This window comes from Richelia intracellularis HH01 (assembly GCF_000350105.1).
Classification (GTDB): domain Bacteria; phylum Cyanobacteriota; class Cyanobacteriia; order Cyanobacteriales; family Nostocaceae; genus Richelia; species Richelia intracellularis.
Genome location: NZ_CAIY01000011.1, coordinates 18,586 through 32,868 on the forward strand (window position 1 = coordinate 18,586; position 14,283 = coordinate 32,868).

Here is a 14,283-nt window from a genome sequence, read left to right on the forward strand (position 1 = left end):
CAATGACTACCTACTGACTTTTTTATCTTTGGAGTGTCCCCGATAAGTACGTGTGGGAGCAAATTCTCCTAGTTTATGCCCTACCATTTGGTCGGAAATAAATACTGGTATATGCTGTCTCCCATTATGGACAGCGATAGTATGACCCACCATATCAGGTAGAATAGTTGATGCCCTTGACCAGGTTTTAATTACCTGCTTTTCATTTTTCTCATTCAGTCTTTCAATTTTTTTGAGCAAATGATCAGCAACAAACGGACCTTTTTTCAGAGAACGACCCATAATTTAAACACTATTAATTTTGCATCGAGAAATATTATAGTTAATAGTCAAAACTATGGTTTGTGTTACCTTGAACCATAATCTTCGATCTTCTATGGACTAACAACAAATGCGATATATTCACTTTAAGAATTACGACCACCACGACCACGTTTAGAAGACTTACGACGTCGACGTACTATTAACTTACTACTAGCCTTCTTGGGCTTGCGTGTCTTTTTACCTAATGCTGGTTTTCCCCAAGGGGTCATTGGATTAGATCTACCAATAGGTGCTCTACCTTCGCCTCCTCCATGGGGGTGATCCACAGGGTTCATAACACTGCCCCTCACCTTAGGACGCCTGCCTTTCCATCGGTTTCGACCTGCTTTACCTGCACTAAGGTTACGCACTTCAGCATTACCAACCTGTCCAATGGTGGCGTAGCACTCTCGGCGTATCATTCGTACTTCCCCAGAAGGCAATTTCAGAGTGACATAAGCACCTTCCTTTGCTACTACTTGGGCTGTTGCGCCGGCAGCACGAACTATTTGACTACCTTTACCGGGAATAAGTTCTACATTGTGTACTCCAGTACCTAAGGGAATTTTGGATAGAGGCAAAGCATTACCATCTTCGATAGGTACTTCAGGTCCAGCTATAATTGTGGTGCCGACTTTCAATCCATTGGGGTGTAGAATGTAGCGCTTTTCCCCATCTTGATAGTAAAGCAGGGCAATACGAGCATTCCGATTAGGATCATACTCAATAGCCGCCACTTTAGCAGGAATATTTCGTTTATCTCTTCTAAAGTCAATAATCCGATATAGCTGCTTATGTCCACCTCCACGACGACGACTTGTGATACGTCCTTGGTTATTACGACCTTTAGCACGATGTACAGTCGTAGTCAGGGACTTTTCCGGTTCGTATTTAGTGATTTCCGCAAAATCAGAAATTGTGACTTGGCGGGTACTAGGAGTATAAGGGCGATAAGAACGAGTACCCATAATAAATTCTTTGAATTAGGAGTTTTTAATTGTTTGTATTATTTTCAAAGTGAGTTTGGATAGTTCCATATCACTTACTCAAATAACTACACTTCTGGGAATAAGACTTGTCTGATTTTTTCCTCATCTCCATTAGCTACAGTAACTACAGCCCTCTTATAATGAGGTTTGTAACCAATGAACCGGCCTACACGTTTCTTTTTACGGGGAGGCAAAATTGTGTTTACTTGGACCACTTCGACATTAAACAAGTCTTCTATAGCCGCTTTTATTTCAGGTTTTGTTGCCTTAGGAGATACTTCAAAGGTGTATTTATTAAACTCCATGAGCATAGTTGCTTTTTCAGTCACAATAGGGCGATGTACTAAATCAGGGAGTTTACGAGGATCAAAATTATTCACTGTAGACCTCCTGAATTTTCCCCAAGGCTGATGCTGTAACAACTAATTTGTCAGCATGTAGTAAGTCATACACATTCAACTGATCAGCAATTAGGAGTTTTAGATTCTCCACATTGCGGGCAGATAGGTAAATATTTTCGTTTTTCTCTGAAAGAATCAGCAATGTCTTTTCATCTAATAGTGAGCCCCAACGAACAATTGCGGTAACAAGTTCCTTCGTCTTGGGACAAGAGAAGTAACTGTTAAATTCCTCAACTATAATTAAATCATCCAGACGACTAGCAAAGGCAGTCCGCAATGCTAATCTTCTTTCCTTACGGTTCATCTTCAGATTATAATCCCTGGGTTTGGGTCCAAAAATTACACCACCGCCACGCCAAAGGGGAGAACGAATGGAACCAGCGCGGGCACGACCTGTACCTTTCTGACGCCAAGGCTTACGACCACCACCTCTAACTTCTGATCGCGTTTTGGTACTAGCTGTTCCCTGACGGGCATTGGTCATTTGTCTGACTAACGCTCTGTGAACAATTCCAGCCGCCGTCGTCTCTTTGGCAATTTCTAGTTCAAAGGTTTGTTGACTAACTTGCTCTCCTTGCCAATTCTTTACTTCACACTTAAACACCTTGAGTGTCCCTCATTAGTTATTATTTGTTAGCTCATCCTAGCTTCTAACACAAGATGTGCATACTTATCTTGCACTACCTACTATATTTGCAGGCACAACGTTCAATATTGCTCCAGGCTTACCAGGAATAGCCCCTTTAATCAATAACAAGTTCCTTTCTGGATGTACTTGTACCACTGTCAACTTGCGGATAGTTACTTGTTTACCACCCAAGCGACCTGCCATCTTTTTCCCAGGGTAAACACGGCCAGGAGTGGTACCGGCACCAATTGAGCCAGGCTGTCTATGATTCTTCGAACCATGAGACATTGGTCCCCGGCCAAAGTTATGGCGCTTTTGGTTTCCTGCAAAACCCCTACCAATAGTCTTACCAATAACATCAACAACTTGACCAGCACTGAAAATATCTACTTTAATTTTTTGTCCTAAAGTATATTCACTAGTGTTATTCAAGCGATACTCACGCAAATAACGAAGGGGTGGTGCTGAGGACTTTTTAAGATGCCCAAGCAAAGGTTTATTTAATGCCTTTGGCTTAACTTCGCCATAACCCAACTGAACAGCATAATAGCCATCGGTTTGCTGCGTTTTAACTTGTGTAACTGTGCATAGTCCTGCCTGAACAACTGTAACAGGGATAACTCTCCCTGTTTCGTCAAAGACCTGAGTCATGCCCAGTTTAGTGCCGAGAATACCTACAGACACAGTTACTGATTCTCCTTTCTAAATTGTGATTAAACCAATCAAATCAACTTTCACTTGCGTTTAGTGATGAACACCATATACTCCTGCCTGGAAGCCATTCAGAGTAGTTAAACCTAAATCCACTACCCCAAATAGCTAAACTTTCTTAATTGGCAAAATGGGAAAGCACCAATAACCAGAGGAAAAAGCACAAAACCCGTCAAAGTAGGCATCCAAGGCATCAACTACACGAATGCCACAATATTGGGCTGGCACATTTTACTGAACCGGGCTAGGACTTAAATGGAAAGCCATCCAGTATCCATTAGTTAAGCCCTCTTATTAACACTTCATACCAGTGAGTTCAGTCATGGGTTATTTCTAACTAAATCACTTGATTTCATATCATTCAGGATATCTCTGAAGGCTGAATTATCTCAGAGAACCTGGTTCCCATTCAAGAGGAAAAATCCTAGCTCGGGGCCTGGTAATACTTTGTATATCGCTGACCGACTTGCTGTTATAATCAGCACTGATTTTGACTGTTCTCACCTACTAGTGTAAGTCACCAGTAACTAGCTACCACTGCCATATCTAAGTAGCGATCCAAAATATATACACCCAGCCACAGTCTTAAATTGTATCTCATCATTTTATATTTGTCCAGTGGAAACTTTAGGCGCTTTTGAGAGACAGTGATTTTTCTCCGGTTTAATCCATTCAAGATTAATGACTTGTTAAATTCAATAAATAACTCTAGCTTTGATTTATAGAGATTAAAGTTGATCTGAATGAATAATCAGTAATTCGGTACAAAATAGTTGTGCTTAGGGTAGATAATATATATATCTAAGTGGGATAGAAAGAAAACTTATGACACTAATTACCACTGGTAAGAATTTCATTCACAATCTGAAAAAGTTTGGTTCTCTCGGTGTATATGCGCCTTTAGAGGGTGGTTATGAAGGGAGGTACTGTCGTCGATTGCGTTCTGCAGGCTATCATACAATAAGCCTAACTGCAAAGGGTTTAGGAGATATTGCAGCTTACTTGACTGGAGTTCATGGGGTCAGACCTCCCCATCTAGGTAAAAAGAGTAATATTAATAGTGCAGCAGTAGGTTATGTGTACTATATACCTCCGATTGTCACTTCCCAACTAGAACAACTACCCCCTAAATCTAATGGTTTAGTCTTATGGATTATTGAGGGACATGTACTTGATGATCAAGAAATCGATTACCTAGTAAATTTACCCAATTCTGAGCCGAGGGTTAGAGTTGTCGTGGAAAGAGGAGGTGATCGTGTCTTCCGATGGGAGCCTCTAGAACTAACTATGGCAGTACCTAGTTAAAAGATAACTATTATTTACAGTGAACAAATAATTGTTTAGTTAACCCGAGAAGCGTTGCTTTGTTAACGCTTCTCTTTTTGTTATTTATTTAATTTTATTCAAAGTCATAAAACTACTAACTCTACCTAGAAAGCTCCCTCTACTTTTACCTTTATCTGTTACCAAGTGAGTTTATATATTTTCAAGTCAATCATACACAATATTTGCAACACTCTCTCCTGCAAGCTATCCAGTATCAAAAATTATGAAGGTTTTAATCAATTTAATCTAATATGTTAGCTAAAATAAGCTTGTCATAAATATACTTTTAGTCAATAAAAATAACTACTGTCAGGTACGTTACTTAGGTTAAAATCTCATTACTAACAAATAATTGTAAGTAATAGCTACCTATCCACCATAGAAATACTAACCTAAAAAATGTTGAGGGTTTAACTATTTATCCAAGTGTACTACTTGAGAAAATATCAAAGGTGCCTTATAGGTTATTTTATTTCTGTAATTATTGAGAGTCTAGCAAACTTCAATTCCCAAAAGGAGTATGACTACTAATATTTGCTTAGTTAGCGTACTTAATGAGAGTTACTAAAAATACACACATCAGAGTATTTTTGATATAAGATAATTATCTGACTTAAATAATTTTTTATTTGCAGATAGTAGAAAGAATGACTATTACAAGTATAAGTATTACTAATATACTATTAGTAATACTTATACTTGTAATACCTCAACATAATGCAAAATACCCGCCTTAATAATTTGCTTGATGATATTTCTAGAAATTTAGGCCAGTGGTTTATAAACCCTTGGCGACGTACATCTTTGCTAATTATAAGCTTTTTAGTTGGATCATTCATGGGCACAGTAGTTGCGACTACCGCTGGCCAGCAAGAAAGTATAGATATTATTATTGCTGCTATTATAACTGTAATTACTGAGATAGGTAGCAAAATATTTTATAGTTTGAAGCCTCAGCACAAACATATTCTTTGGATAGAATCACTTAACTATTTTAAGGTAGGTTTCATTTATAGTATGTATGTTGAAGCTTTTAAGCTAGGATCCTGATTCTGTTGCTTATTAACAATAGCAATTGTGCTTCAGTATATAGATATATAGATATTTAGTTTTACTAATCACATTTATTTTTAATTTCATTTATCAAAAAATCATCAATGGTACTTATCTATATCAATAGTTTTCTAACTTCTTATTGTATGCATTCTCTGAAATTATCTTACTTCAAGATAATACTGATTTACTTGTTACAAAATAAAATAAATTTCTTATTATTTAGGAATAATATGATATTGAATTAGTAGATTAAGCTTACTAATAAAAATTTAATCAGTCTTTTTATAGTGTCTAGGTTATCTTGTATTAATATCTTATTATCACTCAAGTATCATAAATGATATATCCTTATAATCTATAATTAGATTAGTGAAATTAATTTAAGCATATTCCAATAAAATTACTGACAACTAAAAGTTTAGACAAAATTACGAAGTAATATCAAATCTAATTATTTCGATACCTAGAGAACTTATTATTTCTCCAAGGCTTGCTATTTGCCATAATCAACTATAGACTTGTAAATCATTTATTAATGAGATCCATCAAATTAATACTACTTAAAATAGTAATTCAAGATGATCTTATCATTATCTATTTAATTAGCCCAAATGATTAATTATCATAGTCAACTAAGATATGAAGAATGGGAGTTTGTAAGAGTAATTATTATAAATAATGTAAGTGATATTGGTTGATAATTCTCTCATCTGGGAAAGTAGAAATTCCAAAAATATTAAAGTAATTGAGAATAAAAATGCTACCAATAAAACTTCATATAGGCAAAAAGATAAGATAAATGTGGAACAAAGGCAAAATAGTATAAAACAAGTTTATCTTATTTGTTTATAATTTATTTAATCATTGAATAAAGTATAAGGTGTGTAAAATGCAGAGCAAAGTCCTAAGTTTTCTGCCTAGGACTTTGCTGGCTCTAGATATAACTGATAAGAACTTCCAAATGACAAAATTATTCTCCTTATAGAAAAAGCTGTACGGAAAATGTAATTAAATTTTGTTAGGATCGGGAAACAACTCTTATACCCACCTGTCCTAGCTTGGAGATAATTGATGCTGCGATTAGAACATATCAGTAAAATATACCCCACAGGTGAAGTTCTCAAAAATGTAAATTGGGAAGTGAAAAGTGGAGATTGTATTGGTCTAGTAGGTGTTAATGGTGCAGGAAAATCCACTCAGCTAAAAATCATCTTAGGAGAAATTGAGCCTACTGCTGGGGAAATTATACGTCCCGCTAACTTGAATATAGCTTACCTGAATCAAGAATTTGAAGTAGAACCATCACACACAGTAAAAGAGGAGTTTTGGACTGTTTTTACAGAGGCAAATCAAGTACAGCAGTCCTCAATCCAGATACAACAGGAAATGGAGACTGCTTCCCCAGAAAAATTAGAGAAATTAATTCACAAGTTAGACCGCGCACAGCGACAATTCGAAGCTCTTGATGGTTATGCTTTAGAAGCACGCATCGGCAAGATGTTACCAGAAATGGGGTTTGAGGCAGAAGATAGTAATCGTTTGGTCAGTGCTTTTAGTGGTGGTTGGCAAATGCGGATAGGCTTGGGTAAGATCCTCCTTCAAGAGCCGGATTTGCTATTATTAGATGAGCCAACAAACCATCTAGATTTAGAAACTATTGAGTGGTTAGAGAAGTACCTTAAAAGCTTAAATAATGCAATAGTGATAGTATCTCATGATAGAGAGTTTTTAGATAGATTGTGTACTCAGATTGTTGAAACTGAGCGGGGTATCTCCACAACATACCTTGGTAATTATTCCACATATCTGCAACAAAAAGAGGAAAGCCAAGTTGCACAAATGAATGCTTATGAACGTCAACAAAAAGAGATTGAGAAACAACAAGCCTTTATAGAACGTTTCCGTGCCAGTGCCACCCGCAGTACTCAAGCAAAAAGTAGGGAGAAACAGTTAGAAAAAATCGAACGTATTGAATCAATAGCAGGAAGTGTAAGGACTTTGCAATTTCAGTTTTCTCCTGCTCCTCGCAGTGGGAGAGAAGTTGTGAAGATTAATGATCTAACACATGTATATGATGATAAAGTCCTTTTTTTAGGTGCAAATCTGTTAATTGAAAGAGGTGATAAAATAGCATTTCTGGGCCCCAATGGTGCAGGTAAATCCACCTTGCTGCGGATGATTATGGGTATAGAAGTACCTACAGAAGGTAGGGTAAGCTTAGGAGAACATAACGTTATTCCAAGTTATTTTGAGCAAAATCAGGCTGAAGCTTTAGATTTAAAAAAGACAGTCATGGAAACTATTCATACTGAGGTACCTGACTGGAATAATGAGGAAGTCCGAACCCTCCTAGGTAAATTTTTGTTTGGGGGGAATACTGTGTTTAATCAAGTAGTTGATTTAAGTGGAGGAGAAAAGGCACGTTTAGCCTTAGCAAAAATGTTGCTTAGCCCTGCCAACTTAATGATTCTGGATGAGCCAACTAACCACTTGGACATACCAGCAAAACAAATGCTGGAATCATCTATTAAAAACTATGATGGTACTGTATTGCTGGTATCTCATGATCGCTACTTTATTTCCCAGATTGCCAACAAAATTGTGGAAATTAGGGATGGAGAATTTCGAGTCTATCTAGGCGACTATAAGTATTATACCAGTAAAATTGCTGAGGAGAAAGAAAAAGATAGATTGACTGCAATTGCGCGGGACAAAGCTGCTAAAAAGACGAGCAAAGCTGCTAAAGCTACAACAAAGAAAAAATAATTGGTTGCAGGTGGAGTTATAATTTGATTGATATGAAGAAGTTACATGATTTATTATTTTTATTTCCTATGTGGTTTACAAATCTGCTTTGATTAGTATGGCACTATTGATTAGTTTGTATTAATCTCTCTATAAATTTCAGTCCGGTTTATCTTAATACAAAATAAGTATTTTCATCAAAGGAATACCCTTTAATTTTTAGTTCCTATGAATATTTGGCTATAAAATTTTCATGACTTATACTTTAAATTTATGCCAAGCAACCTTCATTCAGATAGATTAAAACTATATGGCGCTATAAGATTAAAAGTAAAGTGACTTTATATTGTGCTCCAACTACTTAGATAATAAGTAGATATTGTCTGATAACTATGCAATGTTAAAGATAATGTAAAATATATTCATACTATTGATTGTATGAATATATTTATTGGTAAATAATACATGGTCTTTCAAATAATTAAGCTTAGATAAAAATATAACATTACGCAAGAGTATATCAAGATTAACAGTCAAAACTTCAAAAGTGAAGATGTTAAGATTAATATTTGAGCATTAATTTTACGATTACTGCCCACAAAAACTGAGATAAAAGCATATATTTAGCATTAAAAAATTTTCAAAAAAATTTGAGTATTCAAGTAATATTGCTGATTGAAAAGCATCTGGATAAATTAAGCTTTCTATTAATCAAAGCTATAACTAAAAAGAGCACTACGAAGTTTTACTAATATCAATAATATTGCAATAAGAATAATAAAAAAGAATACCTCATGCCAGATTATATTTACACTTATTTATATAAAAAATCGAAGCAATAAATTAAGGCATAGGAAAAGCAAGCGTACCTATTTTCTATCATGCCCCCAGAATAAATTAAACATTTAACTTAAGATGGGAATGTTTCGAAAAGCTGTTAATCTTCATAAAGACATTAGTGGGGAAATTAATGATTAGTAAATATTCAATCAATGTATTCAGATAAACTGAAATTAAGATTGAGGGTAAAATAAAAGATTAATATAATATTAAAAGTTTTTCAGGAGTAGATTAATAATTACAGATATTTGATTTTATAAAGAACAAATAATAATAATATATTAATGTTGAGAACCCATCTAATGGTGATTCGCATTAGAAGATTTGCATTAGAATATGGGCTATTATACATTAATGACCAGTTAAGTATTACTTCTATTTGAATTAGGTAGTGGGGTTATTCAAACTGACATTTCTGATGTAAGAAAAAGAGTTAAAGTATACCTAATAAAATGAGTCAACTATTAGTCTAAAATCCATACTTAGACTTATTAGAACCTACAGCAAATAATTTTCAATTTGTTCCAGATTTATTTAATGAGGAAGTCAAGATTGTGCAAGGATAATTGATTTAAATAAAACTTCAATGTATCACCTTCTGAAGATTCTGGCATCTAAGACAAATCATTTAATTCTTATCTAATCTTACTACCAGTCAAAATTTTTCGTACATCTAACATAGCTGTATATGTGGGTAAAATATGTAAAGTTCTCCCTGCAGGTGTTTTCTCTAGAGCTGTAGTTATCGCTCGATATAAATCTGGCTCTACAATCAAGTTGACATTACTGTGCTGGCTATCCTGACTGTATTGTAGACGTAATGCCATATCATAAACACGATTACCACTAACAACTACAGTCCCCCCTCTTTCTACTAGTTTTTCTGTATCTACATCCCAAATCCAAGATATGTCTTTACCATCTTGGGTGCGATCATTTAATACAAATAAGGTAGTGGTATCTCCACTCTCTGTAACTACACGAATGGTTTCATTGGTTCCTACAGGATTTTTTGACAACAAAATCCTTACTCGTTTTCCATTAACCTCTAGCTCCTCAGCTCTTCCAAAAGCTGCTTGAAAAGCTTTGACTGCAAATTTTGTGGTTTCTATGCCAACTCCCAATTCCTGAGCCGCAGTAACCGCAGCCATAGTATTATACTTATTGTATAAGCCAATTAGTACCTGTTCCCACTCCTGACTGTTGAGGGTAGGTTGACTCCTACTAAAGCTACAACTAGGACAGGTAAAATCCCCTAAATGAGATAAATAAACTCCTTGATACTTAAGGGCATGTCCACAGTTAGGGCAGTAAATCGAATCTACTGCATGGGGCATACTTTCTAAATAATGCTCAGGTTCTGTTAAACCAAAAAAGTATACTTTTTGGTTTAGTTGCTGGCCAATATAAGACAAAATTGGGTCATCAGCATTTAAAATTACTACCGCATCAGAAGTAAAGTTTGTGATGGCTTCGTTCAAACACTTACTGAGTTTGTCTACTTCTCCGTATCTGTCTAGCTGGTCTCGGAATAAATTCAGACATAGGATAATATGAGGTTGAATAGTATGTATTATTTTGGACACAATATTCTCATCTACTTCCAAAATGGCATAATCTACATCTAACTTACCTACTAAATTGGAACTTTCCACAAGTGCTGTTGCTAGCCCATTTTCCAGATTTGCTCCTGTGGAATTGTGAGCAACCCGATAACCCTCACATTCTAATATTCCTCTTAATAGTAAGGAGGTAGTAGTTTTGCCATTAGTTCCCGTAATTAGAATAATCCCACTCTTAACCTGATGACTAAATTGTTCTAATAATCCTGGTGCAATAAAACGGGCAATTGAGCCTGGTAAAACACTTGCTGCACCTAGATGTAGTGATCGTAGTATTAAAGTTACTGTCTTGGCGACTAAAACCGCAATACCTAATTTTAACCAGTCTATTAATTTAATACTCCTTTCCATATTCTTACCCTCGCTAATTCCTAATGACTTTTATTAAGTAAATTATTGAGATTAGATTTTTTCCCAAGAAGGTTGGAGTTAAGGCCGCAATTATTTAACCCTATTTGTTTATGAAGTTTATCCTGTATTACCATTACATAAAGCAATATATAATTCCATTGAAATCTATCAGCCATTTTTATAATAAAAACAAATTCTACTATATTATTTAAACCTATTAAAAATATTTTAAAGGCTTTAGTTGATAAAATTACCTCTTTATTTTTATTCTAAAATAGATTCAAGATACTTGGTATTTTTTATGAATATGGGAGGAAAGTTATCATCAGATAAATCTGATGCTACGCACTTAATTACAGTAAGATCAGTAGTTTTTTATGATAGAAAACTACTGATCTTACTGTAATTAAGTGCTAGAAATTATATTGTTGAAACTTAAAACTATCAAATAGCTATAAGTCTTTACTCAATTGGCACTATAATAACTCTATTCTCATTTTTCTAGATATTTAATACCTTGAATAAAACGTTTAACTTTTTCGTTCATAAACATATCGACTCAATCAAAAGACTCAACCAGTTTGCTATATCATACTTCCAATAACTAATTTGTATCATAGCAATGTGACTTTATTGCTAGATTATATTCTAAATTTATTTGCAAGAAATATATATATATATATATTCATAAGTTTGCTGAAGCAAAGTGGTACATATCAAATATTGAGTTACTCTAGATTCAATAATAGGTGATGTCTTAAGTAAATTAGAGTGGGAATTAGATATTTTATAAGTTTACAGATTTATTTTCTGTAAAAGAGATTAGTCAGGGTAACCTAGAATTACTTTATCAATCACCCTTTGATAATACAATAGAACTAAAGACTTTCTTAGTCTAGCAGGCAATTACTTAGTCTGCTCAATTTTGTTTCAGTGTTAGCTCAATAATCGGAATTGTTATCATTGTAGTTAATAGTTTTCTAGCTCCTCTTATTTTCCAAAAACTCTATCTATCATGTGTAGGAAAAAATAAGAGAATAAATAACCTAATTAACCCCAGATTTCTTCATTATACATCTAGAGCTATCTTGAAAAGTGGGAGTTTAACATAATCATACTATCAAAGTAAATTAATAAAATTCAGCAAATAGCATTCGACTACATTGCTTTTGATGAGCATAAAGCCAATCTGCCAAGGATGAAAAGTCTCTATATCATAGAAAAAGCCTTATCAGTAGAATTGGGGACTTTCCTACATGACTTGTATAGTTGACTATTAGGAACAAAATAAGGATTTCAAAGGTTAATTAATGAAGGGTATTAAACTACATTTTCCACAAAATAAATTCGCTTCTAGTGGCAGGATTTTATTTATAACTGCACTGATAATTGGCCTGTTTATTATCATTGTCAAGCCAGTAGTTGCTGGCATAAATGATGATAGATATGATGGGAACATTTTTGTTGTTTATGCTGGTAATGGTTCCCTTATACCACCAGCACAAACCCTGGAAGAGACTTTGGCTAGACACAAACCTGCTATTTTGACTTTTTATGTAGATAACAGCAGCAATTGTAAACAGTACGCAATTGTGGTTTCCCAATTACAGGAATTCTACGGAAGGGCTGCAGAAATAATTCCCATTAATGTAGATGCCATTCCCCAGAAGGAAAGTTTTAAACTAACGGAAGCAGGTTATTACTATTCTGGAGGAGTTCCTCAAGTGGTAGTATTTGACCAAGCTGGCAAGGTAGTTTTCAATAAGAATGGTCAAGTTCCCTACGAAGATATCGATGACAAATTAAGGGTAGTATTCAATTTACTGCCACGTGAGGAGTCAGTAACACTAAAGCGTCGTTCTTTTAATGAGTTCAGTAGCGAATTAACTCCATAATTTAATGGGCAGAAAAAATATTTCTCTGCCCTATTTTTTCGTTCTATATGATACGACATCCTGTTTGTTAATCAAGGATAATTTTGTATATTCCGCTAAAAAGTATTAAACAATCAATCACCCAATGGGTGCAAGTGATTATACTTACCTATAAAGAACACTAACAGTTCTATAATTCAAGCCTTTAAGTTAATACGGAGCATAGCGTGGCTATGCAATACAAAATTCAAAATCCAAAATTGAATGACTATGTCCCAGGTTTACACAACCCAAGAGCTAATTCAAATTTTGGCAGACGAACGTCGTGCTTGCCTTAAAGGAGAACGTTTAAAGTTAGAAGTTAACGTATCAGGTAATCCTGTAATTGACCAATTTATTAAAACTGAGGGTCTACAAAAATTCACAGCCTATCAAGATTTCAAAGCTTCAATTCATGAATATCAAAGAAAATATAAAGTATCAGGTATAACTAGCCAAATAATAGATGTCAAAGGAAAAACCTTACATTATCCAGTAGTTGACTCTCAATTAATTACTTTACCTAGTGATCTAGGTATACTCAAGGCAGCTAAGAGTTCCATTTTGAATTTTTGGTATGAAGTTACTGGGTGTATGGATTTGTATCTGAATATAAACAATAGTAAACAATATCAGGCAATTGAAGAAATTGATGTGGAGAGAATAGCCTACAGAACTGAATGGTGTAGCTTGTGGAAATGGGAAAATCCACAATTTCTGGAAATCATTTTACAACTGGGGTGGGGTAAAGTGGAGTTAGCTGCTTATCGGAGAAATTTTCCCGTATCTGGCAGCGAATATATTCATGCTGTCAACCCTGGGAATGTGCCCATTGGGTAATATTTAATATTATTTTTGTATGTTTAATATAACTAAAGGTTTGATTTTTATCTGCGGAAGCACTATAGCGTTTGATACTAATATTCTAACCAACTAAATTTACCTTCAGGGAATTATCAATTAAAACTAGAAAGCTACTATCTAGAAATAGTAAGAATTATTTAAGGTTTTCACTATTCAGAGTAAATGGGATAGTAACTTATTAGAATATAATTCGGGTAAATAGACTTTTAGGATACCACTAATTATACAATAATTTACCTTGGTCTAATAGTGTAATGACAGTTATCATTACACATCCTATAAGAAAAGCAGGAAAATAATAAGACACAGATTTTGATGCTAACCTAGCATTACCTATAAGAAATAGTGTACTGACATTACAATGTAAATTATTACTGTATTGTTATGTATTGATTATCTTTGACTATAAATATGTTGATTGTTCATTATCTCTAAATTCATAAATGCTTTTTTAAAATCCATTAGCTATGTTACAAAGTTAATTTTTGTATTGGTATTACTGATTTCCCAAAAATTGATACTCCTGGATAGTCA

General features: G+C 34.5%; 11 protein-coding genes. 5 read left to right on the plus strand and 6 right to left on the minus strand.

Features of this window, described 5'->3' with window-relative positions:
* Positions 1–6: 6 nt before the first annotated feature.
* The 5 genes from rpsS to rplC all read right to left on the minus strand — a co-directional run bounded on the left by rpsS (position 7) and on the right by rplC (position 3,005).
* Entirely contained in the window at positions 7–282 is a 276-nt protein-coding gene (gene rpsS / locus RINTHH_RS00935; RefSeq protein ID WP_008231121.1) for a 30S ribosomal protein S19, read from the minus strand.
* 125 nt (positions 283–407) lie between these two features.
* Positions 408–1,271 carry a 50S ribosomal protein L2 gene (gene rplB, locus RINTHH_RS00940; RefSeq protein WP_008231120.1) on the minus strand — a complete coding sequence of 288 codons (864 nt, stop codon included), beginning with the start codon at positions 1,269–1,271 and terminating at the stop codon, positions 408–410.
* Between the two features lie 86 nt (positions 1,272–1,357).
* Positions 1,358–1,672 carry a 50S ribosomal protein L23 gene (locus RINTHH_RS00945; RefSeq protein ID WP_008231764.1) on the minus strand — a complete coding sequence of 105 codons (315 nt, stop codon included), beginning with the start codon at positions 1,670–1,672 and terminating at the stop codon, positions 1,358–1,360.
* Positions 1,665–2,297, minus strand: coding sequence for a 50S ribosomal protein L4 (gene rplD, locus RINTHH_RS00950; protein ID WP_008231765.1), 633 nt, complete (start codon positions 2,295–2,297; stop codon positions 1,665–1,667). Before rplD ends, RINTHH_RS00945 begins: the two co-directional genes overlap by 8 nt.
* A gap of 66 nt (positions 2,298–2,363) precedes the next feature.
* Entirely contained in the window at positions 2,364–3,005 is a 642-nt protein-coding gene (gene rplC, locus RINTHH_RS00955; protein WP_008231766.1) for a 50S ribosomal protein L3, read from the minus strand.
* 852 nt (positions 3,006–3,857) lie between these two features.
* Here rplC and ndhN point away from each other — a divergent pair.
* The 3 genes from ndhN to abc-f all read left to right on the plus strand — a co-directional run bounded on the left by ndhN (position 3,858) and on the right by abc-f (position 8,180).
* Positions 3,858–4,337: an NAD(P)H-quinone oxidoreductase subunit N gene (ndhN, locus tag RINTHH_RS00960; RefSeq protein WP_008231769.1), complete on the plus strand. Its 480-nt coding sequence runs from the start codon at positions 3,858–3,860 to the stop codon at positions 4,335–4,337.
* Positions 4,338–5,075: 738 nt separating this feature from the next.
* Positions 5,076–5,408 (plus strand): DUF565 domain-containing protein, encoded by a 333-nt coding sequence (locus RINTHH_RS00965; protein ID WP_008231770.1) that lies wholly within the window; start codon positions 5,076–5,078, stop codon positions 5,406–5,408.
* A gap of 1,077 nt (positions 5,409–6,485) precedes the next feature.
* The gene (gene abc-f / locus RINTHH_RS00970; RefSeq protein WP_008231771.1) at positions 6,486–8,180 is read left to right on the plus strand and encodes a ribosomal protection-like ABC-F family protein; all 1,695 of its coding nucleotides are present in this window, start codon (positions 6,486–6,488) and stop codon (positions 8,178–8,180) included.
* A 1,454-nt stretch (positions 8,181–9,634) separates the two neighbouring features.
* On the opposite strand, the gene RINTHH_RS00975 is transcribed toward abc-f, so the two are convergent.
* Complete coding sequence (locus RINTHH_RS00975; protein WP_008231772.1) at positions 9,635–10,972, minus strand: Mur ligase family protein; 1,338 nt, start codon at positions 10,970–10,972, stop codon at positions 9,635–9,637.
* A gap of 1,310 nt (positions 10,973–12,282) precedes the next feature.
* On the opposite strand from RINTHH_RS00975, the gene RINTHH_RS00980 reads away from it, so the two are divergent.
* On the plus strand, positions 12,283–12,867 hold the full coding sequence (locus tag RINTHH_RS00980; protein WP_008231773.1) for a thylakoid membrane photosystem I accumulation factor: 585 nt from the start codon (positions 12,283–12,285) through the stop codon (positions 12,865–12,867).
* A gap of 249 nt (positions 12,868–13,116) precedes the next feature.
* Positions 13,117–13,725, plus strand: a complete 609-nt coding sequence (locus tag RINTHH_RS00985; protein WP_008231777.1) for a hypothetical protein — start codon at positions 13,117–13,119, stop codon at positions 13,723–13,725.
* The last annotated feature ends 558 nt before the right edge of the window (positions 13,726–14,283 follow it).

Bases quoted from the DNA above. Each gene is read 5' to 3' on its own strand.
- ndhN (WP_008231769.1), top strand. From the start codon at position 3,858: ATGACACTAATTACCACTGGTAAGAATTTCATTCACAATCTGAAAAAG.
- RINTHH_RS00965 (WP_008231770.1), top strand. From the start codon at position 5,076: ATGCAAAATACCCGCCTTAATAATTTGCTTGATGATATTTCTAGAAAT.
- rpsS (WP_008231121.1), bottom strand. From the start codon at position 282: ATGGGTCGTTCTCTGAAAAAAGGTCCGTTTGTTGCTGATCATTTGCTC.
- RINTHH_RS00975 (WP_008231772.1), bottom strand. From the start codon at position 10,972: ATGGAAAGGAGTATTAAATTAATAGACTGGTTAAAATTAGGTATTGCG.
- rplB (WP_008231120.1), bottom strand. From the start codon at position 1,271: ATGGGTACTCGTTCTTATCGCCCTTATACTCCTAGTACCCGCCAAGTC.
- RINTHH_RS00985 (WP_008231777.1), top strand. From the start codon at position 13,117: ATGTCCCAGGTTTACACAACCCAAGAGCTAATTCAAATTTTGGCAGAC.
- RINTHH_RS00980 (WP_008231773.1), top strand. From the start codon at position 12,283: ATGAAGGGTATTAAACTACATTTTCCACAAAATAAATTCGCTTCTAGT.
- abc-f (WP_008231771.1), top strand. From the start codon at position 6,486: ATGCTGCGATTAGAACATATCAGTAAAATATACCCCACAGGTGAAGTT.